At 37.9% G+C, this 20,684-nt stretch carries 19 protein-coding genes; 16 read left to right on the top strand and 3 right to left on the bottom strand.

All coding sequences use genetic code 11. The features are described 5' to 3' along the window. Positions 1-26: 26 nt before the first annotated feature. The 16 genes from O3633_RS07440 to O3633_RS07365 all read left to right on the top strand — a co-directional run bounded on the left by O3633_RS07440 (position 27) and on the right by O3633_RS07365 (position 17,564). Positions 27-1,034 (top strand): sugar transferase, encoded by a 1,008-nt coding sequence (locus O3633_RS07440; RefSeq protein ID WP_371620864.1) that lies wholly within the window; start codon positions 27-29, stop codon positions 1,032-1,034. Positions 1,035-1,136: 102 nt separating this feature from the next. Continuing rightward, complete coding sequence (gene secY2, locus O3633_RS07435) at positions 1,137-2,366, top strand: accessory Sec system protein translocase subunit SecY2 (RefSeq protein WP_371620863.1); 1,230 nt, start codon at positions 1,137-1,139, stop codon at positions 2,364-2,366. A gap of 15 nt (positions 2,367-2,381) precedes the next feature. After that, positions 2,382-3,956, top strand: coding sequence for an accessory Sec system protein Asp1 (gene asp1 / locus O3633_RS07430; RefSeq protein ID WP_371620862.1), 1,575 nt, complete (start codon positions 2,382-2,384; stop codon positions 3,954-3,956). Then, positions 3,946-5,478, top strand: a complete 1,533-nt coding sequence (asp2, locus tag O3633_RS07425; RefSeq protein ID WP_371620861.1) for an accessory Sec system protein Asp2 — start codon at positions 3,946-3,948, stop codon at positions 5,476-5,478. The genes asp1 and asp2 overlap by 11 nt, the downstream gene beginning before the upstream one ends. Continuing rightward, positions 5,478-5,957: an accessory Sec system protein Asp3 gene (asp3, locus tag O3633_RS07420; protein WP_371620860.1), complete on the top strand. Its 480-nt coding sequence runs from the start codon at positions 5,478-5,480 to the stop codon at positions 5,955-5,957. The genes asp2 and asp3 overlap by 1 nt, the downstream gene beginning before the upstream one ends. After that, entirely contained in the window at positions 5,947-8,325 is a 2,379-nt protein-coding gene (secA2, locus tag O3633_RS07415; protein ID WP_371620859.1) for an accessory Sec system translocase SecA2, read from the top strand. Before asp3 ends, secA2 begins: the two co-directional genes overlap by 11 nt. A gap of 12 nt (positions 8,326-8,337) precedes the next feature. Then, positions 8,338-9,858 carry an accessory Sec system glycosyltransferase GtfA gene (gtfA, locus tag O3633_RS07410; RefSeq protein WP_371620858.1) on the top strand — a complete coding sequence of 507 codons (1,521 nt, stop codon included), beginning with the start codon at positions 8,338-8,340 and terminating at the stop codon, positions 9,856-9,858. Next, positions 9,842-11,188 (top strand): accessory Sec system glycosylation chaperone GtfB, encoded by a 1,347-nt coding sequence (gene gtfB / locus O3633_RS07405; protein WP_371620857.1) that lies wholly within the window; start codon positions 9,842-9,844, stop codon positions 11,186-11,188. Before gtfA ends, gtfB begins: the two co-directional genes overlap by 17 nt. After that, the gene (asp4, locus tag O3633_RS07400; protein ID WP_070458810.1) at positions 11,181-11,360 is read left to right on the top strand and encodes an accessory Sec system protein Asp4; all 180 of its coding nucleotides are present in this window, start codon (positions 11,181-11,183) and stop codon (positions 11,358-11,360) included. The genes gtfB and asp4 overlap by 8 nt, the downstream gene beginning before the upstream one ends. A 4-nt stretch (positions 11,361-11,364) precedes the next feature. After that, on the top strand, positions 11,365-11,589 hold the full coding sequence (gene asp5, locus O3633_RS07395; RefSeq protein ID WP_371620856.1) for an accessory Sec system protein Asp5: 225 nt from the start codon (positions 11,365-11,367) through the stop codon (positions 11,587-11,589). A 347-nt stretch (positions 11,590-11,936) separates the two neighbouring features. Next, positions 11,937-12,659 carry a pseudouridine synthase gene (locus O3633_RS07390; protein ID WP_371620855.1) on the top strand — a complete coding sequence of 241 codons (723 nt, stop codon included), beginning with the start codon at positions 11,937-11,939 and terminating at the stop codon, positions 12,657-12,659. A gap of 110 nt (positions 12,660-12,769) precedes the next feature. Further along, a complete protein-coding gene (pepC, locus tag O3633_RS07385) occupies positions 12,770-14,104 on the top strand; it encodes an aminopeptidase C (RefSeq protein ID WP_371620854.1) in 1,335 nt (444 codons plus the stop codon). Between the two features lie 138 nt (positions 14,105-14,242). Next, the gene (locus tag O3633_RS07380; RefSeq protein WP_049529840.1) at positions 14,243-15,559 is read left to right on the top strand and encodes an ISL3 family transposase; all 1,317 of its coding nucleotides are present in this window, start codon (positions 14,243-14,245) and stop codon (positions 15,557-15,559) included. Positions 15,560-15,820: 261 nt separating this feature from the next. After that, entirely contained in the window at positions 15,821-16,399 is a 579-nt protein-coding gene (locus O3633_RS07375) for a DUF4230 domain-containing protein (protein WP_371620853.1), read from the top strand. Between the two features lie 166 nt (positions 16,400-16,565). Next, positions 16,566-16,826 carry a hypothetical protein gene (locus O3633_RS07370; RefSeq protein ID WP_049529838.1) on the top strand — a complete coding sequence of 87 codons (261 nt, stop codon included), beginning with the start codon at positions 16,566-16,568 and terminating at the stop codon, positions 16,824-16,826. Positions 16,827-17,144: 318 nt separating this feature from the next. Further along, positions 17,145-17,564 (top strand): leucine-rich repeat domain-containing protein, encoded by a 420-nt coding sequence (locus O3633_RS07365; RefSeq protein WP_275043271.1) that lies wholly within the window; start codon positions 17,145-17,147, stop codon positions 17,562-17,564. Between the two features lie 233 nt (positions 17,565-17,797). On the opposite strand, the gene O3633_RS07355 is transcribed toward O3633_RS07365, so the two are convergent. Genes O3633_RS07355 through O3633_RS07345 form a run of 3 tightly spaced genes read right to left on the bottom strand, consistent with a single transcriptional unit; the run spans position 17,798 to position 20,564 of the window. Next, positions 17,798-18,709, bottom strand: coding sequence for a PTS system mannose/fructose/sorbose family transporter subunit IID (locus O3633_RS07355; protein ID WP_006151300.1), 912 nt, complete (start codon positions 18,707-18,709; stop codon positions 17,798-17,800). A gap of 14 nt (positions 18,710-18,723) precedes the next feature. Next, on the bottom strand, positions 18,724-19,536 hold the full coding sequence (locus O3633_RS07350) for a PTS mannose/fructose/sorbose transporter subunit IIC (RefSeq protein WP_006151319.1): 813 nt from the start codon (positions 19,534-19,536) through the stop codon (positions 18,724-18,726). A gap of 29 nt (positions 19,537-19,565) precedes the next feature. After that, the gene (locus O3633_RS07345; protein ID WP_371620852.1) at positions 19,566-20,564 is read right to left on the bottom strand and encodes a PTS sugar transporter subunit IIB; all 999 of its coding nucleotides are present in this window, start codon (positions 20,562-20,564) and stop codon (positions 19,566-19,568) included. Between the last annotated feature and the right edge of the window lie 120 nt (positions 20,565-20,684).

The raw sequence follows: 20,684 nt of genomic DNA, 5'->3' as shown, positions 1-20,684 counted from the left end.
GTTGTCGTAAGGATTTAAATAGGATTATGAAGATAAATATTACAAATATTTACGGTATGTCTGGTCAGAGTACAGCTTTGATCGCCCAGAATGAAACCGTTAAAATTGCAAGAAAGTTAGACTTTCACGAGCTTGGCTTTTACTTTTACGATATTTATAGTGATAGTCAAGGTGAGTTGAATAGTCGTTTAGATGGTGTCATGGCTCGAGTGGGTTACGGTGATATTGTCGTTTATCAATCTCCATCATGGAATGGTAGGGAGTACGATCAAAATTTCATTAGGAAATGTAAGATTTTAAATACGAAAATTATTACCTTCATTCATGATGTTCCACCCCTTATGTTCCCATCAAATTATTACTTGATGCCTGAGTACATTGAAATGTACAACCAATCGGATCTAGTAGTTGTTCCATCAGAACAAATGAAGGAACGGCTCATTCAGGAAGGATTGACAGTTCAAAAAATTATTATCCAAGGTATGTGGGACCATGTTCATGACTATCCTTTGAGACAACCTGTTTTTCAGAAAAAACTATCTTTTGCAGGTAGTGTGGAGCGTTTTGAGTACTTATCCAACTGGGCTTACTCAACCCCTCTCGATATTTTCTCAGAATCTAATCAAGAGAATCGTAACCCAACAGTTTCCTTTAAAGGTTGGAAAACAGATCCAGAGTTGCTTCTTGCTTTGTCAGAGGGAGGATTTGGTTTAGTATGGGGAACCAGTGAAAATCCAGTGGATGAGGCAGACTACTATCGCTTGAATATCTCTCATAAAGTTAGCACCTATCTTGCTGCTGGAATTCCAGTAGTAGTGCCATCCTATCTCTCAAATGCCAGTTTCATAAGGGAAAAAGGCTTAGGTTATGTAGTGGATAGTTTGGAAGAGGCCAATCGTCTAGTAGAGGAAACGACAGCAGAAGCTTATCAATACATGGTTGAAAATGTATATAAAGTTAGTTATGCCTTGAAACAAGGCTACTTTACAAAAAAACTATTGATTGATGCAGTGATGCAAGTTTTGGATATCTAGAGCATGATCGTTATGGAATACCATTATTGGCAAAAGATTTATTGATAGATTTAGCCATTTTTATTAGAACATTTCATTGGTTAAATAAAGTAGGAGAAAAATTTGAAGAAAAAATTGACATCGGTCGTCGTTAAAAGAGTCATGTGGACGATTTCTTTCTTATTCATCTACGTTCTAGGTAGTAGATTGACACTTCCCTTTGTAAACGTAAATGATACAAATTTTTTGGGCGGAACTACAGCATTCTTGGCCTTTTCAACTGCTATCACAGGTGGAAATCTTCGGAGTCTTTCCTTATTTTCTGTTGGACTGTCTCCATGGATGTCGGCTATGATTTTATGGCAAATGTTTAGTATGTCTAAAAAACTTGGATTGGGGAGTTTGCCAATTGAAGTTCAAGATCGAAGAAAAATGATCTTAACTTTTGTAATAGCTTTGATCCAATCGTTAGCCATTACCCTAAATCTCCCAATTCAGTCAGGGGTGAATTATGGGTTAGTATTGACTTTGAACGTTTTACTCTTGATTGCGGGAACTTTTTTCTTAGTCTGGTTATCGGATCTGAATTCTTTGTTTGGTGTAGGGGGCTCCCTAGTTATCTTGATGTCTAGTATGGTAGCTAGTATGCCACAAAATATAGTCAATAGCATTAAAGAATTACAGGGTAGCCCGTTATTTGTCGTACTATTGCTTATACTTTCTCTTGCTTTTATATATATATCTGTTATCATGCAAAGGGCACGCTACCGTATTTTAGTGAATAAGATTACGATTCACAATCGTTTTAAACGCTATTCTTATTTGGATATTCAGTTAAATCCTGCAGGAGGGATGCCTTTTATGTACGCCATGTCCTTGGTATCTATCCCGCAGTATTTTCTAATGTTACTCCAAGTTATTTTTCCAAATGCTTCCTGGATACAGGATTGGATAGGCCAATTTGCAATTGGACGACCGGTCTGGCTGTATACCTATATTGTGGTACTGTTTATATTGGGACTTGCTTTCTCTTTTATTAATATGAATGGGGAAGAAATTGCTGAGAAGATGAAAAAATCTGGGGAGTATATCTATAATATATATCCAGGAGAAGAAACAAGTCGTTATATCAATTGGCTGATCTTGCGTTTTGCAGTAATTGGCTCTACTTATACTGTTCTGATGGCAGGATTACCAATGTTGATTGTATTATATGATCCGCGCTATATGCAACTAACGATGCTTCCAGGATTATTCTTTATTTTTAATGGCATGGTGTTTAATATCAAGGAAGAAATTGATGCTTTGACATTAAATGAGAATTATAGACCACTCTTAGAAATTGATTCATAATTGTGAGGAGGATATATGTATTATTTCATCCCTTTTTTAGAAAATAACAATCAATCTTGGCAGGCAAGTATTGTACCTTGGTATCGAACACCTTATCGCTTAGAATTTGATGATGTGTTGCACCAAATTCGAATTTTTAAACGCCAAGAACTAGAATCTAAGATACTATGGTTGACCTATCATCCTCATCTACGCTACTTACTACATAGACAAGATTTATTGGAGTCGGAAGTTTTCTCTGTTTTCGATGCTATTCAAAACATTGAACATGAGGAGATGCATCCCTTACAGTTAAAAGATTTAACATGGGATGAAGACTGTGACTTTATCTACACTCCTTTCTTAATTGTAGTCAAGCAAAAGGGAGCACTCTATGCTGAAATTGAATATGGTTCAGAAGGATTTATCAGCTACATCACGTATTTTAAAGATAACCAAGTTGATTTTATTTGCTATTTTGATGATCGTGGTTTTTTGTCTAGTCTTGTAGAGTATAGGGATCAAAGACCAGCTACTCGTTATTATTACAACGCCAAAGGTCAGTGGCAATTAAGGGAAAATTTGCAGGGAGAAGAGCCAATTGTGAAGGTAAATCCAGCAGTAGGCTACCGTTTTGGAAAATTAACTTATGAAAGTATAGATGAAGTTATTTGGGAGTTCCTAACAAAATTTTTAAATCAAGACTATGAGGTTGGAGATTCATTTGTTTTGGCAGCTAATACCAAGTTTCAAAATCAATTGTTAGAAAGATTGCCAGAAGAGGCTCCTAAAATTATAAGTTTCTTTATTGAAAGAAATCAAGCAGATAATTTACAAGATCATCGTCAGGTAGTGGAGAAGTCCAGATTTTTGATTAGTGATCGGAAAGATTTTCTAGAGCGATTGCAAGAGACTTATCCCCAATTTACTTCAAAAATGCATCATTTACCTTCTTTTGATACGCGTTTGAAATTAGGAGTTAGTCAACGATTAAAGGAATCAAAAATTTATGTCCAATTAGATGTACAGATGCAACAAGATCCAAAAGTTTTGTATGAAATCTTACATTTTGTCTCGAAAAATCCTTTGACGGAGGTTGTTTTTTCATTATTCAATGCCGAAGGTTATCAAATTGAAGCTTTGCAAAATCAACTTGATACGCTGATTATGGAGCGTCTTAACCCGAGGGATCTATTAAAGGATTCTGTGCTATCTGATGCAGAAAATACATTAGAGGAAAATACTAGAGATGATTATCGCTTTAAGATTATCAATCTAAATGATGAGATGGGCTTGATTCGAGAGTTAGAGTACACTCGTTTAATTGTTGATTTAAATCCAGTCGCTAATATTTACACGCAGATTGCAGGGATTAGCGCAGGAATTCCTCAAATCAATTTTTCCGAGTCAGAATATGTTACTCATTTACAAAATGGTTATATCTTATCGGATTTATCAGAGTTTAGTAAAGCGGGACACTACTTTTTAGATACCTTGGAACATTGGAATCAAGCCTTAATTTACTCAATTGATAAGATTCGACAAAATACAGGTGATCAATTTGTAGACAAGTGGGAAAAATGGTTAGAGGAGGCAAATAGTGAGTCATAAATTACAGATTTTGCAGATAGGAACTAAAAATTGGAGCCATGACTATGAACTTCCTGAGAATATGGACTGGCATTTCTTTTGGCCAGGATCAACGACTGCCATAAGGAAGGTCATGAAAATGGAAGGATTAAAGACTTTTTCAGCTGTTTTAGTTGAAAATCCTGAGCATCTATCTGATTTGCTTCCTTTGATGAGAATGGTGACTCCTTATACTATTTTCTATCCCGATACAGCTGAACCTCAATCAGAAGATGTTCAAGATTTTTTGAAAAAAACTTGTGCTCAATCAACAGATTTTTCAAACCCAGCAGAACTGTTACGACTTTTATCGAAGGCCTTGTTTAGAGGTCAGTATGGGGATAAGTTAGTTGCGATTGATATGATTGTCAATCCTGCTTTTACGGGGCAGGTTCGTTATAATGGTTATGAAAATTTAGAACTATTAGGGAAGTACGGTGACGTCTTCCGCCCCTTAATCAGCTGGAAGTATAATATCCGAGCTAGTGATTTCAATCCAGTTGAGCTCTGGCTAGAATATGAGAAGGATTTAACTTGTGACATTCGACTCATTGTTAGAAATATTCAAGATGCCTCTACTGCTAATTTTGTCAAAGAACGAGTTTTCACTGTTGAAGATATGCAGTCTGCCCTGGTGCTGGACGATGATTTTTCTTCATTTATCAGCGTTTCTTTAGAAGCTAGAGGAGCAGGACATCTGAAAATAGGAGCTCTTCACCAGCGTTTAACGCGCTACCAATTTGGTAAGTATGTTCTTGGTGGTGGCATTATTCATAATGACAAGCGTGAGGAAATCAATTACTTCTTCTATCCAGGAGACTTTAAGCCACCTTTAAATATCTATTTCTCTGGTTATCGCCGAGCGGAAGGGTTTGAAGGTTTCGGTATTATGAAATATTTGGGAGCCCCTTTTATCTTATTTTCTGATCCTCGGATAGATGGGGGAGCTTTCTATTTAGGCGATGAATATCTTGAAAATGGGATTCGAAATGTTATTCAAGAGTATTTAGATTTGTTAGGATTTTCAAATAAAGAATTAATCCTTTCAGGGATGTCTATGGGGACCTATGGTTCTATGTATTATAGCTCTTTTTTTGAACCCCGAGCAGTTATAGTTGCTAAACCCTTAACCAATCTTGGCTTGATAGCTGAAAGAGGTAGACTCGAAGCACCTGGACTTTTCCCGACTGCTTTTGATATCTTACGTCATCATTCTAAGGGGGATGCTAGCATAGATGCCATGAGAGCACTGGATGACCGCTTTTGGACTGCCTTTAAAAAAGCAGATTTTAGCCAAACAATTTTTGGACTCTCATATATGAAAGAGGAAGATTATGATCCACGCGCTTTTGAGGGATTAGTAGAGGCCCTTTATCATTCGGGGGCTCACATCATGGTAAAAGGTACTTCGGGTCGCCATAACGATGATAGTGCTACAAGTACAACATGGTTTATGAATTTTTATAAGATAGTATTAGAGCAAAATTTTGGGAGAAAGTTTTAATGATTATCAAACGGAATAAAGAAATTTATTGGGGAGAATTTAGAGGGGCCAGCTTTGGAGTTTTAGCAGAGAATAGCTTTTTATATGGGTCAGTCGTTATCTACCATTCACGTGATCATGTTTATTTTGAAAATAGTATGGTGAATTCTGGTACTATGATTCATGAGTGGACCTCAAGTTTTAATTTTCAGGGAAATCGCTTGACCCCAACCTTACCTCTTTTAAAAAGGGGCCATCGTTACCGTTTGGTTAGTCAGATGACTGTTCAACCTCAAAATGGTTTATATTTTAGACTCATTTTTATGGATCGTTATAATAAGCAGGTCGATCAAGTGATTGAAAAAGATTTTGATTTCACCTTTACCTATCCAGAAGAGGCCTATCATTACAAAGTACAGCTGTTGAGCGCAGGTCTTCAATCAGTTGATTTTCATTCATTTTCAATAGAAGAGGATTATTCTAAACAAGATGTGGAATAACAACAGACAATTGAGCAAGGTGAAAAAAATCTTGCATCAAATCAATCTAAAAAAAGAAGAGATGGCCTCGCTAACAGATGGTGAATTAGCAGGTAAAACACAAGAATTTAAAAAGAGATTAACTGCTGGAGAAAGCTTAGATGATATTCTAGTAGAGGCTTTTGCGGTTGTCAGAGAGGCTGATAAACGAATCTTGGGGATGTTCCCCTATGATGTACAAGTCATGGGTGGGATTGTCATCCACCAAGGGAATGTTGCTGAGATGAATACAGGTGAAGGTAAAACTCTGACAGCTACGATGCCGCTTTATCTTAATGCCTTAACGGGTCAGGGTGTTATGTTGGTGACGACCAACGATTATCTTGCCAAGCGCGATGCAGAAGAGATGGGGCAAGTCTACAAGTTCTTAGGACTAACAATCCGTATTCCTTTTTCTGAAGACGATGATGAAGAGTTGACAGCTGAGGATAAGAGGGAAGTTTATAGTGCAGATGTGGTTTATACCACCAACAGTGGTCTTGGTTTTGACTATTTGCTTGATAATCTAGCTTCCAGTGAGGATAAAAAATATATGCCAGAATTTAACTTTGTCATCATAGATGAAGTTGATGCAGTCTTGCTAGATAGCGCTCAAATACCACTTGTTATTTCAGGATCACCTAGGGTACAATCTAATTTTTATGGAATTATTGATACCTTGATGACGACTCTGGTCGAGGGCGAAGATTATATATTTAAAGAAGAGAAAAAAGAAGTATGGCTCACTACAAAGGGAGCTAAAACAGCAGAGAGTTTTCTCGGAATTGATAATCTATATTCAGAAGAACATAGTGTATTAGCAAGACATTTGACATTTGCTTTACGAGCCCATACCTTATTCAAAAAGGATAAAGATTACATCATTCGTAATGGTGAAAAAGGTGAGGAACTTGTTTTAGTAGATCAAAGCACGGGTCGTTTATTAGAAATGACCAAGCTTCAGGGGGGCTTGCACCAAGCCATTGAAGAAAAGGAACATGTTCCCTTGTCAGAAGAAACTCGGGCAATGGCTTCGATTACCTACCAAAGCTTATTCAAGAAGTTTAAAAAAATTTCTGGGATGACTGGGACTGGAAAGGTTGCAGAGAAAGAGTTTTTAGAAACTTATGGGATGTCAGTCATTCGAATTCCTACTAATCGTAAGAATCAGCGAATTGATTATCCAGATAATCTCTATGTTACCCTACCTGAAAAAGTGTATGCTTCACTTGCTGAGATTAAATATTATCATGAAAAGGGTAATCCTTTATTGATTTTTGTTGGATCCGTAGAAATGTCTGAACTTTACTCCTCCCTATTATTACGGGAAGGAATTGCTCATAACGTTTTAAATGCCCATAATGCGGCGCGTGAAGCTCAGATGATTGCAGAGTCGGGTCGCATGGGAGCTGTGACAGTTGCGACTTCTATGGCTGGTCGTGGGACTGATATTAAACTTGGTCCAGGAGTTGCTGAGCTTGGTGGACTAGTTGTCATTGGTACCGAACGGATGGAGAGTAAACGCATTGATTTACAGATTAGAGGACGTTCTGGTCGACAGGGAGATCCTGGTTTATCAAAATTTTTTGTCTCACTAGAAGATGATGTGATCAAGAAGTATGGTCCTCCTTGGGTGCATAAGATGTATAAGGATTATACAGTAAACCAACAGATAAGCCCTGAACCCCTAGAAGGAAGACGCTATCGAAAATTAGTAGAAAAAGCGCAGAAGGCAAGCGATAGCACTGCTAGATCATCAAGAAGTCAAACTTTAGAGTATGCTGAGAGCATGAATATCCAAAGAGAGATGGTCTATAGTCAAAGAAACCGCTTGATTGATGGGACTGAGGATCTTGATGGTTTTGTGGTAGATGTTCTAGATGAGTTCGTAAGAAAAAGCTTGTCAGAAGAATCCTTTGAAAGTAGAGAAGAACTGTATCATTTTATCGTTAAAAATATCAGTTTTCTTTATCATGCAGTTCCGCGAGAGTTGGATATGACGGATAAGGATGCTGTTAAACGAGTTCTGGAGATAACAGTTCAAAAGAGTTTACAAGAAAAACGAACGCTTCTGGAAACACTTGATCTCTTTTCTCATTTTCAGCGCTTAGCATTGCTAAAAGCAATAGATGATAACTGGGTAGAGCAGGTAGACTACCTTCAACAATTGAGTCTAGCGATTGGTGGCCAATCAGCTGCACAAAAGAATCCTATCGTTGAGTATTATCAAGAAGCTTATAATGGCTTTGAAGAGATGAAAAAGCAGGTCAAGAAGGATATGGTTCGAAATCTTCTATTGAGTCGAGTAGACATTTCGCCTGATGGGGAAATTATAACTTATTTTCCATAAAAAGGGGACAATATGACAATTTACAATATAAATTTAGGAATTGGTTGGGCCAGCAGTGGTGTTGAATATGCCCAAGCTTATCGTGCGGGTATTTTTCGCAGTCTGAATCTACCGTCGAAGTTTATCTTTACAGATATGATTTTAGCTGATAATATCCAGCATTTGACAGCTAATATTGGATTTAATGATGAGGAAGTTATTTGGCTATATAATTATTTTACGGATATCAGAATTGCACCGACCAGTGTGACGGTAGCTGATGTTTTGACTTATTTTGAAGGTGTAGAAAGCCATCGTGAAAGAAATGGGAAAATTGAACGAATCTTCTTCTCAGATGAAGACAAGTTTATCACTTGTTATTTGGTAGATGAGGAAAAAGATTTTGTCCAACATGTGGAGTATGTGTATGCTGGTAAATTGATCCGCAAGGATTACTTCTCATACACACGCTACTGCACAGAGTATTTTGCTCCTAAAGACAATGTAGCGACACTCTACCAAAGAACCTTCTACAATGAAGATGGGACTCCAGCTTATGAGATGTTCATGAATCAAGGAACCGAGGAAGTTTACCGTTTCAAAGATCGCATTTTATACGGGAAGCCTGCCTTGATCCGTTATTTCATGCAGACACTTCAGTTAAGTAAATCAGATTTAGTAATTTTGGATCGTGAGACAGGGATTGGTCAGGTGGTCTTTGAAGAAGCGCGTGCTGCTCACCTTGCTGTTGTTGTTCATGCGGAGCACTATAGTGAAAATGCGACTAATGATGACTATATCTTGTGGAACAACTATTATGACTATCAATTTACAAATGCAGATAAGGTCGATTTCTTTATCGTTTCAACGGATCGTCAAAAGGAAGTTCTAGAGCAACAGTTTGCTCACTATACCTCGCATGCTCCTAAGATTGTGACCATTCCAGTTGGAAGTGTAGATCAATTAACAAAACCACAAGAGAGCCGTAAGCCATTTTCTCTTATTACAGCTTCGCGTCTAGCTAAGGAAAAACACATTGATTGGCTCGTGAAGGCTGTAATTGAGGCTCATAAGGAGTTGCCAGAATTAACCTTTGATATCTACGGTAGTGGTGGCGAAGAAGGACGTCTTCATGAGATTATCGCTGCAGGTCAGGCAGAGGAGTATATTAAACTCAAGGGCCATGCCGAACTTTCCCAAATCTATTCACAGTATGAAGTTTATCTAACTGCTTCTACAAGTGAAGGATTTGGGTTAACACTCATGGAAGCAATTGGTTCGGGCTTGCCATTGATTGGTTTTGATGTTCCTTATGGAAATCAAACCTTCATCGAAGATGGCGAAAATGGCTACTTGATTCCAAGCTCATCTGACCATGTCGAAGATGAAATCAAGAAAGCTTATGCAGAAAAAATTTGCCAACTGTATTTGGAAAATCGTTTGGAAAGTATGAGAGAAAAATCCTACCAGATTGCTGAGAAATTCTTGACTCAAGAGATTTTGAACACATGGGAAAATACAATCAAGGAGGTAGTGGATGATTCAGTTATTTGATGTATATAATCAAGAAAGCCAAGATTTGCACTATAGTCTGACTGCGGCAGGACTATCTGATTTGGCTGTGGTTATTGAACCAGATGGATTTTTACCAGATGGAGTTGTCTCACCCTTCACCTATTATTTGGGTTATGACAGTGGTAAACCCTTGTATTTTAACCAAGTTCCCGTACCAGACTTTTGGGAGATTGCTGGTAATAATCAATTTGGAACCATCAATGACCTTAATCAAGAACGAGCAGTGATTCATTTTGCAGATGGCTTACAGGCTCGTTTGGTAAAAAAAGTCGAATGGAAAACACCAGCGGGTCGGATCTTTCAAGTAGATCACTACAATCGTTTTGGAGCTTGCTTTGCTAAGACCACCTTTGATGCTTCTGGTCAAGCTATCATGACTTCTTATCGGAACGTAGATCAAAAGGAAGTTATTTTGGAAAACCATGTCACAGGTGATATTCTTTTGACCTTGGAAGGTCAAGGATTGCGTCATTTTTCTGGTCGAGTGGCCTTTATTATAGACTTCTTACAAGGTTTGAAAGTGAATCTCGGCCACATTCTCTTTAATACCCTATCTACATCGTTTTTGACTTCCTTCCATTTCCCAGAAAAATCAGGTCAGGATATCTTGGTTTGGCAAGAACCATTGCAAGGTCATATTCCAGGAAATATGCAACTGATTTTGGAGAATGACCAGCTTCGTGCTAAGACCATTATCATTCCAGATTATGCGACTTATGAACGCGCTCTGCAATTGACGGATGAAAAATTCCATCATAAGTTTAGTCATCTAGGCTATCATTATCACTTTAAGCGCGATAATTTTGTTCGTTCTGATGCCTTGATAGTGACCAATTCGGACCAACTAGAGCAAATCGAAAAACTGGTGGAAAATTTGCCAAGTGTTACTTTCCGAATAGCAGCAGTGACAGAAATGTCGACCAAGTTGCTGGATATGCTCCGCTATCCCAATGTTGTACTCTATCAAAACGCCAGTCCACAAAAGATTCAGGAGCTTTATCAGTTATCAGATATTTTCTTAGATATTAACTATGGTAATGAACTACTTCAGGCTGTTCGCCAGGCTTTTGAACACAACCAACTGGTCCTAGCTTTTGAAGAAACTGCCCATAACCGTCGCTATACAGCACCGAATCATATTTTCGCTAAGGAAGCAGTTGACGACATGATTCACACCATTGAGTTAGCCCTTTCTCATGTCAAAGAGATGGGACGAGCTCTTGGAGATCAAGGGTACCACGCCAATTATGTAGATCCAATTATGTATCAGGAGCGGATGGAAACCATTTTAGGAGAAAGCCATGACTAAAAAAGATCTATTTTATCAAGATGTTGAGGGTCGTATGGAGGAGATGAAACAACAACCCATAAAAAAAGAAAAAGCAACACGTGGGGAAAAGATTAGTAAAACTTTCTCTTTCTTGTTGGGGTTAGTTATCTTGATTGGTTTATTATTTACTTTGATAGGACTTTTGAGGTAGTTAAATGACTGAATTATTGATAATTTTGACCATTATACTAGCTATTTCCTTAATCATCCTTGTGACCATTCAACCAAGACAAACTCAAATCTTTTCTACGGATGCTACTAGTAATATTGGAAAGCCCAGTTATTGGCAAAGCAATACGCTTGTTAAAGTCTTAACCTTGCTTGTTAGCTTATCACTATTTGTGTTGTTACTCCTCTTTATGGTTTTAACTTTTAACTAATCGTTATCTGTATTGCTAGAACGTTTGATTTTAACAGTGAAGATTTAAAGAAATTTAAGTTTGAGGAGAAAATTTTAAGAAAACTTTTAGGAATCTAGTTTATACTGTAGGCATAAGTTAAGAAGACCTTAACTTTAACTCCTAAAAATTTTTCATAATAATCTCCCTATAAAATAAAGTCGCCCAATCAGGCGGCTTATTTTTGTACTAATACTCAATGAAAATCAAAGAGCAAACTAGGAAGCTAGCCGCAGGCTGTACTTGAGTACGGCAAGGGGACGCTGACGTGGTTTGAATTTGATTTTCGAAGAGTATAAGATTAAGTTTGTTCATGGTATAATAGTACTATGAGATTAGATAAATATTTGGTTGCCTGTGCTATAGGGAGTCGGACTGAGGTCAAAAACTTTCTCAAGTCAGGGCGCGTGACAGTGAATGGTAAGAAAGAAAAATCTGCCAAGTTGCAAATCAATGAAGACACGGAGGAAATTTGCTTTGACGGGCAAAAGCTAACCTACGAGGAGTTTGTTTACTATATGATGAACAAGCCCCAGGGTGTTATTTCAGCAACTGAAGATCCTCAACATAAGACTGTGTTGGATTTGTTGGATGACTTATCTCGTTCAAAGGAAGTTTTCCCAGTAGGGCGTTTGGATATCGATACGCATGGACTCTTGCTCTTGACCAATGATGGTCAGTTGGCTCATGCTCTTCTTTCTCCTAAACGTCATGTGGATAAGACTTATCTGGCGCAGGTCAATGGAATCATGACCCAAGAGGATGTAGAGACATTTGCGCAAGGCATTCCGCTCAAGGACTTTACCTGTCAGCCTGCCAAGTTGGAGCTTGTATCGGTAGATTCAGAAAAGAATCAAAGCCAAATCCGCGTGACCATTGCAGAGGGAAAATTCCACCAGGTCAAACGCATGGTTGCCTACTGTGGCAAAGAGGTGGTGAACTTGAAACGTCTGACCATGGGAACTTTGACCTTGGATGAAAATCTAAAGCGTGGGGAATGGCGTCGCTTGACCAAAGAGGAATTAGAAGGCTTGCTCGAAAGTGTTAGGTAAACTGTGTAATCGTTGAAAAAGGTGAGGAAAATATCCTTGCCTTTTTCAGTTTTTGGTTGCTTCCTTTGTGAAAAGAGTTATAATAGACTGTAGAATAAAAGGAGGATTTTATGAACGCGATTCAAGAATCATTTACAGATAAATTATTTGCCAACTATGAAGCAAATGTCAAATACCAAGCTATCGAAAATGCTGCTAGCCACAATGGAATCTTTGCAGCCCTTGAGCGTCGTCAAAGCCATGTAGACAACACACCTGTTTTTTCACTTGATTTGACAAAGGACAAGGTCACTAATCAGAAGGCTTCTGGTCGTTGCTGGATGTTTGCAGCCCTCAATACTTTCCGCCACAAACTCATCTCTCAATACAAACTTGAAAACTTTGAATTGTCACAAGCCCACACCTTCTTCTGGGACAAGTATGAAAAATCTAACTGGTTCTTGGAGCAAGTGATTGCAACTGCTGATCAAGAATTGACGAGCCGCAAGGTTAGCTTCCTTCTTCAAACACCTCAACAAGATGGTGGACAATGGGATATGGTAGTAGCTCTTTTTGAAAAATATGGTGTCGTACCTAAATCAGTGTATCCTGAATCTATCTCATCTAGCAGTAGCCGTGAGCTAAATGCAATCCTTAACAAATTGCTTCGTCAAGATGCTCAAATCTTGCGTGACCTCTTGGCTTCAGGTGCTGATCAAACGACTGTTCAGGCTAAGAAAGAAGACCTCTTGCAAGAAATCTTCAACTTCCTTGCAATGTCACTAGGCCTCCCACCGCGCAAATTTGACTTTGCTTATCGTGACAAGGATAACAACTACCAAAGTGAAAAGGGTATTACTCCACAAGAGTTTTACAAGAAATATGTCAATCTGCCTTTAGAAGATTATGTTTCTGTGATCAATGCTCCAACTGCTGACAAGCCTTATGGCAAATCTTATACAGTTGAGATGTTGGGAAATGTCGTTGGTAGCCGTGCAGTTCGTTACATTAACGTACCTATGGAGCGCTTGAAAGAATTGGCGATTGCCCAAATGCAAACAGGAGAAACTGTTTGGTTTGGTTCAGATGTCGGTCAGCTCAGCAACCGTAAAGCAGGAATCCTTGCGACAGATGTTTATGACTTTGAATCAAGTATGGACATTCAACTCACTCAAGACAAGGCTGGACGTTTGGACTACGGCGAAAGCTTAATGACCCACGCTATGGTCTTGACAGGTGTTGATTTGGACGAAAACGGTAAATCAGTCAAGTGGAAAGTTGAAAACTCTTGGGGAGACAAGGTCGGTACAGATGGATACTTTGTTGCCTCAGACGCTTGGATGGATGAATACACTTACCAAATCGTTGTTCGCAAAGAATTACTGACAGCAGAAGAACGAGCTGCTTACGAAGCAGAACCAATCGTTCTTGCACCATGGGATCCAATGGGTGCCTTGGCAGAATAAATGAGATATAAAAAGAACGGTTCTATAATTTTTAGGGTTGATGGAAATTTTCCACCAACCCTATTTTAGTGTATACAAAAAGGCCAACATCCATTATATTAAAAGCGCCTAAACCTAAAACAAAAGGATGATGACCATATGAACAATATACTAGAAGCTACACTACAAATCAAAGATAAAAACATTATTTGGGATAATAATGTTCAAGAGAAGATATTAAAAAATAGAAAATCTTTATTTTATTCAGCTACATATACGCATAAACCAGAATTTTGTGCCGTTTGTGGGTGCGTTAGCCAAAATAACAATATAGTTAAAAACGGGACGAAAACTTCTCGTATCACTCTCTGTTCTGTTTCAGGCCTTCCAGCCTACTTAAATCTACGAAATCAGAGATTTCTCTGTAGAGAATGTGGTTCTTCATTTACTGCAGATACTAGTCGAATTGTAGAAAAATACTGTCATATCTCGAAACGATTAAAAAATGAAATTAAGGCAAAAATAAGTGAAACAGTATCTGAAACATATATTGCCAAAGAAACAAATGTTTCAATTCATACCGTTAGACGTATCATAGATGATACAGCACGATTATTAACGATTAAACCATTACATGATTTACCCGAGCATTTGTGTTTTGATGAATTTAAATCTGTTAAATCTTCCGATAGTAATATGAGCTTCATTATTTGTGATAGCACTACACACAAGTTGGTCGATGTTGTACGAGATAGAAAATCTTACAGTTTGAAACAATATTTTTATCGTTTTGAGCCTAAGACTAGATTAAAGGTGAAAACTATCTCCATCGATATGTACTTGCCATACATTCAATTAATAAAAGAAATGTTTCTTAACGCAAAAATTATCATTGATCCTTTTCACATTGTACAAGCCTTGAATAGAGAATTAAATCGAACTCGGGTACGTATCATGAATCAGCATCGTTATAAAAATCCTAAATTATATCGAAAGTTAAAACATTATTGGAAGTTAATTTTAAAGAACCCTAATGAACTTCAGAACTATAAATATAATCGTTATAAGCTTTTTGAAAGCTTCATAACAAGTAAAGGAATCGTAGATTATATCTTAGAAAACAATCCATCTCTAAAAAATGATTATGAGGTTGTACATTCACTTCGTGAATGTACACAGGATAGAGATTATATAGAATTCAAGGAAACGATTGAAGCAGCTACGCAATTAGACCTATCTCCTGGTTTAAAAAGAGTATTAAAGACTCTTATGACTTACTTGCCATATATTCAAAATACTTGTGAGTATCCAACTAGAACAAATGGCCCTATTGAAGGAATAAACAATAAAATAAAAGTGCTTAAAAGAAATGCCTACGGCTTTAGAAACTATTACCATTTTAGAAATAGGATTATTTTAATAACAAAAATGTTTGGCCCAAAACAAAAAGGAATTAAGCAACAATTAGTTGCTTAATCCCTTCCTAAATTTCTTCATCAACACTATTTGACAAAGAGCCCTTTTTTAGTGCTCAAAATAGCACTCAATTTTAAATGGATTTGGTGTTCAAAAAATATAATCAAATGCAACAAACTAATTTCATTTTTAATAGGCACAATTAATTTTAGAAGATAGTACGAAAAAATATTGACTATTTTCTTTAGAATGTGTAAAATTTAGATAGATTATTTAAAGTGAGGTTTTTTTATCTTGTCTATATTAAAGAAGAAAGTTAATATGTTTAGTGTACTATTGAATGTGGTATTAATAGCTATTATAGCTATTGGAGTGCTATTTTTCTTACCTAAGGAACATAAATCAGAAGTCAAATCGTCAATTAATATCGAAAGTATTGAAAAAGTGAATGAAGTTGTATTTTTGAATGCGGGAATTAATGAAATTATTTCTGAAACAAAAACAACTCAAGTTTTTGGGTTTGATGTGCCGTTCTCTAAAAAAGCAGCATTAGTAATTTTAAATTATAACGCTAAATTTGGAATTAAAAGTAGTGTAAAGGTTGAACAAATAAGCGAAAAAGAATATAAGGTTATTGTTCCAAAATTGGAAGTAATTGGTGTTGAACTTTCAAAAGATGATCCTTATGATTTATATGATAGTCATGGAGAGTTATTAAGTGGGACTACAGAAGATGTTGATACTGGGAAATTGGTCACAAACCAACTTTCTAGTGATAAACAAGTAGAGTATTTAGATAAATTTAAGAGTGAAATTAAAGAATCTGCAATCAATTATTATAAAACAATATTTTCTTCAATGGATTCTGAAGTAAAAGTAACTATAGAATTTACAGAATAATTTTTGAAATACAAAACCCTGACCATCTCTGGTCAGGGTTTTGTGTGGTTCTATAATTTTTAGGGTTGATGGAAATTTTCCACCAACCCTATTTTAGTGTATACAAAAAGGCCAACATCCATTATATTAAAAGCGCCTAAACCTAAAACAAAAGAATGATGACCATATGAACAATATACTAGAAGCTACACTACAAATCAAAGATGCACACAATGAAGGTGTTACATTCCATTTCTTAGAGAATATTAAAGAAGTATTGCGTGATGAGAGTGGGAAAGTAACTGGTGTAAAGGTTATTACAATGGAACTTGGTGAATCAGATGAAAGTGGAAGAAGATCAACGCATGAAGTGGCAGGTAGTGAACATATTATTCCATGTGACCTTGTCGTTGCAGCAATTGAACAAAAGTATACTTTAGTGTTCTAGATGAAAGGTAAAAATTTGACTTTCGGTCAACATCAGAAAACAATAGAAATAAATAATAACAGGTGATGCATATTTAGGTCCTCAATCTATCGCAACCGCAATTAAAGGCGGGCGAGAAGTTGCGACAGAAGTACATGAATCGTTTAAAGAAAATACATAAATAACTTGTGGTGCCTTTCGTTTTTTTACTGGAAAAATTAAGGAACTATAGTTATAAAAGTTATAAATACTTAAAGACTTCAATATATTAACATGTATATATTTATGAGAAGATTAAATAGAAATATTTGATATTAGCAACAATATCTACATCAGGAAATTAAGGGTAAACCTGTTATCGCAATAGGAGAACGTGGTCTTGCGAACTTGGAACATTGTGAGGCAATCGTTTTACCAGATACAGTACGGTATCTTGGAAAAACTGCATTTGCGATTGATGAAGCTCTAAAGTATGTCTACTTAGGTAAGTCAATAGAAACAGTAGAAGATGATATCTTCAATGGATGTAGTTCTCTTGAAGAAGTAACTTTCCCAGAAGGCACAAAGAGTATTGGAACATTAGTATTCTGGGGTACATCATCAATTAAATCCATTACAATTCCAGCAAGTGTAACAGAAATTACAGAATACTTCTATTTTGTGAAAAACTGTAATCCAGATGTAGAAATTCATACACCTAAGGGATCAAAGGCAGAAGAAGTGGCTAAAGCAATGAAACTTAAAGTAGTAAATGACTAAAGGGGAATAGTATGAACAAGAAACTACTATCAGGCTTAGGGACTGACCCCAAAAAGTGAGAATTTAATAAAAACACCCTAGGGCTACCGTCTTCGGTATTCAACCGGAGACAGGTAGTCCAATTTTTGTTGGATTCTTTTTTCATTAGGTTCTTCATCAACACTATTTGACAAAGAGCCAAAAGAATCAGGTGATAAACCTGATTCTTTTTTGTTTGTATATTCTCACCGAGATTACATGATACCGAAGTAACGAGCTGCGATACCAACTGCAAAGAGTGCAAGGATGATTGTGATTGGAGATACTTTTTTCTTAAGCAACCACATGCAAAGGAAAGTAAGGAGAAGTCCCATCAATCCTGGGATCAATGAGTTCAACTGACCTTGAAGCGTTTGTGGTTGAACGCTATCCAAACTCAAACCGCTAAGTGCTTGGCCGAGGATTCCCTTCAATTCTCCACCTGTAACAGGACCTTCTGGGAAGACGATGTAAGCACCTTCTGACAATTGTTTACCTGGAAGGTTGATAGTGAAGTTGATTGATACCCAACGTTGTACAAGAACGGCAAGGATGAACATACCAAGGATAGAAGCTCCTTTAGTGATGTCTTTCAAGATACCACCTGACATGTCTTTGGTGATTTCAGATCCAGCCTTGTAACCAAACTCTTGTGTATACCAAAGGAAAGACATACGGATTGCATTCCATCCAAAGAAGAAGAGAAGTGGTCCAACGATATTACCAGTTGCTGCAAGTGATGCACCAAGGGCACCAAGGATAGGACGTACTGTAAACCAGAAGACTGGGTCACCGATACCAGCAAGAGGTCCCATCATACCAATCTTAACACCTTGGATAGCAGCATCATCGATGTCAGTACCGTTTGCGCGTTCTTCTTCAAGTGCAAGAGTAACCCCCATGATTGGAGCAGCTACGTATGGGTGAGTGTTGAAGAACTCAAGGTGGCGCTCAAGAGCAGCGGCTTGGTCTTCTTTTTTAGTGTAAAGTTTCTTGATAGCTGGGATCAAAGAGTAAGCCCAACCCAAGTTTTGCATACGTTCGTAGTTCCATGAACCTTGAAGGAATTGTGAACGCCACCAAACTTTTTGGCGATCTGATTTTGATAATTGAATTTTTTCAGCCATGATTGTTCCCCTTTCTAGTAGTCTTCTAGGATATCACCGATTGGATCGTTAGAAGTTGCAGCTCCTCCGCCACCGTTTCCACCTTGTTTAGAAAGGTTGAGGTAGATGAAGGCAAGGGCAACACCGATGACACCAAGGGCAATCAAAGTCAATTGAGAGATTGCTGCAAGAGCAAAACCGATAGCGAAGAATGGCCATACTTCACGAGTAGCCATCATGTTGATAACCAAAGCGTAACCAACGGCAACGACCATGGCACCACCGACAGCCATACCACCTTTAAGCCATTCTGGCATAAGTTCCAATACTCCTTGAACTGCTTCAGTTGGCATTGCAAGCAAGAGTGCAGCTGGGATAGCAATACGTAGACCTTGAAGAGCAAGGGCAAAGTAGTGAGCGCGTTCAACAGCTGCAATGTTTCCTTCTTTAGCAGCAGCATCTGCAGTGTGAACCAAACCAACTGAGATTGTACGAACGATCATAGTCAAGAAAAGTCCAGCTACGGCAAGAGGGATTGCAGTTGCAGTTGCGACTGCGATACCTTCAGTAGTAAAGTTACCACCTTTGATCATGATAATTGCAGCAGCAACAGAAGCAAGAGCCGCGTCAGGAGCTACGGCAGCTCCGATGTTAGCCCAACCAAGGGCGATCATTTGAAGTGATCCACCAAGCATAACCCCTGCTTCGAGGTTACCAGTTACAAGACCGATAAGGGTACATGCTACGATTGGTTGATGGAATTGGAATTGGTCGAGGATACCTTCAAGACCTGCGAAGAAGGCAACAACTACAACCAAGATAGCAGAAATGATTGAAATATCTGACATGGTTTTATTCCTTTTCTATTTAATGTTAATTATTGAACGTTAGCTTTGCTAATCAAGTCAAACAAATCTTTTTTAGTGTCGTTTGGTACTTTACGTACGTCAAATTCAACACCAAGATCACGCATTTTTTCAAATGTAGCAACGTCGTCTTTGTCCATTGACAATACGTTGTTGATCATTGTTTTACCAGTTGAGTGAGCCATTGATCCAACGTTAAGAGTCTTAATTGGCACACCGCCTTCGATAGCACGAAGGGCGTCTTGAGGTGTTTCAAACAAGATAAGGGCGTGTGTGTTACCAAAACGAGGATCTTTTGCAACCTCAATCAATTTTTTGATTGGAACAACGTTAGCTTTCACTCCGTTAGGAGCAGCTTGTTTGATCAACTCTTTACGCAATTCGTCGTTTGCAACGTTATCTGAAGCAACGATGATACGGTCTGCTTTTGAATCTGGTGTCCAAGCAGTTGCGACTTGTCCGTGAAGAAGACGTGTGTCAAGACGAGCAAGATTGATTTTCAATTTACCGTCTCCGATAACTGTTCCTTCTGGGATAGCAGCTTGGGCTACAGGAGCAGCTGCAGCAGTTGCAGCAGTTGCAACTTCCTCAGCTGGGTTTAGCTCTTCTGGAAGAGCCTTGATGCCATCTTTAGCTTCTTTAATGATGTTCGCAGCGACTTTATCCACTCCAGCATTCGCGTCCATAAGACGCTCTGTGTAGGCTTGGATCAACATCGGCAAGTTAAGTCCAGTGATGATGGCAAATTTACGCTCAGGATTTTCTCCCATTACGCGACTAGCTTGGTTAAATGGAGAACCACTCCAAAGGTCAGCCAAGACTAGAACCTCATCTTCTGCGTCAAATGCAGCCACAGCATTGTTGAATTTGGCGTATAAATCATCTGGACCTTCGTTTGGCATAAAGGTTACAACTTGAACCTTTTCTTGTTCACCAAAGATCATAGATCCTGACTGATGAATACCCGCGGCAAATTCACCGTGGCTCGCAATAATGATTCCGATACTCATTATTGTCATTCCTCCTTATAAAATGTTTGACTTGTAGTTTAAGAAAACTTTAAGACTCCTTAAGTATAAATCGATTTCAGAAAAAAAGCAACTAATTATAATAAAGATTAAGAAAATGCT

Origin of the sequence: Streptococcus sp. 27098_8_22 (genome assembly GCF_041432415.1) — a bacterium.
GTDB lineage: Bacteria > Bacillota > Bacilli > Lactobacillales > Streptococcaceae > Streptococcus > Streptococcus pseudopneumoniae_M.
Note: the sequence above shows the minus strand (reverse complement) of the source record. Positions and strands in the feature narration are given on the sequence as shown.

Excerpts from the sequence above, each read along its gene's own strand:
- O3633_RS07440 (WP_371620864.1), top strand. The coding sequence starts at position 27 with ATGAAGATAAATATTACAAATATTTACGGTATGTCTGGTCAGAGTACA.
- asp1 (WP_371620862.1), top strand. The coding sequence starts at position 2,382 with ATGTATTATTTCATCCCTTTTTTAGAAAATAACAATCAATCTTGGCAG.
- asp3 (WP_371620860.1), top strand. The coding sequence starts at position 5,478 with ATGATTATCAAACGGAATAAAGAAATTTATTGGGGAGAATTTAGAGGG.
- secA2 (WP_371620859.1), top strand. The coding sequence starts at position 5,947 with ATGTGGAATAACAACAGACAATTGAGCAAGGTGAAAAAAATCTTGCAT.
- gtfA (WP_371620858.1), top strand. The coding sequence starts at position 8,338 with ATGACAATTTACAATATAAATTTAGGAATTGGTTGGGCCAGCAGTGGT.
- gtfB (WP_371620857.1), top strand. The coding sequence starts at position 9,842 with ATGATTCAGTTATTTGATGTATATAATCAAGAAAGCCAAGATTTGCAC.
- asp4 (WP_070458810.1), top strand. The coding sequence starts at position 11,181 with ATGACTAAAAAAGATCTATTTTATCAAGATGTTGAGGGTCGTATGGAG.
- asp5 (WP_371620856.1), top strand. The coding sequence starts at position 11,365 with ATGACTGAATTATTGATAATTTTGACCATTATACTAGCTATTTCCTTA.
- O3633_RS07390 (WP_371620855.1), top strand. The coding sequence starts at position 11,937 with ATGAGATTAGATAAATATTTGGTTGCCTGTGCTATAGGGAGTCGGACT.
- pepC (WP_371620854.1), top strand. The coding sequence starts at position 12,770 with ATGAACGCGATTCAAGAATCATTTACAGATAAATTATTTGCCAACTAT.
- O3633_RS07380 (WP_049529840.1), top strand. The coding sequence starts at position 14,243 with ATGAACAATATACTAGAAGCTACACTACAAATCAAAGATAAAAACATT.
- O3633_RS07375 (WP_371620853.1), top strand. The coding sequence starts at position 15,821 with ATGTTTAGTGTACTATTGAATGTGGTATTAATAGCTATTATAGCTATT.
- O3633_RS07370 (WP_049529838.1), top strand. The coding sequence starts at position 16,566 with ATGAACAATATACTAGAAGCTACACTACAAATCAAAGATGCACACAAT.
- O3633_RS07355 (WP_006151300.1), bottom strand. The coding sequence starts at position 18,709 with ATGGCTGAAAAAATTCAATTATCAAAATCAGATCGCCAAAAAGTTTGG.
- O3633_RS07350 (WP_006151319.1), bottom strand. The coding sequence starts at position 19,536 with ATGTCAGATATTTCAATCATTTCTGCTATCTTGGTTGTAGTTGTTGCC.
- O3633_RS07345 (WP_371620852.1), bottom strand. The coding sequence starts at position 20,564 with ATGAGTATCGGAATCATTATTGCGAGCCACGGTGAATTTGCCGCGGGT.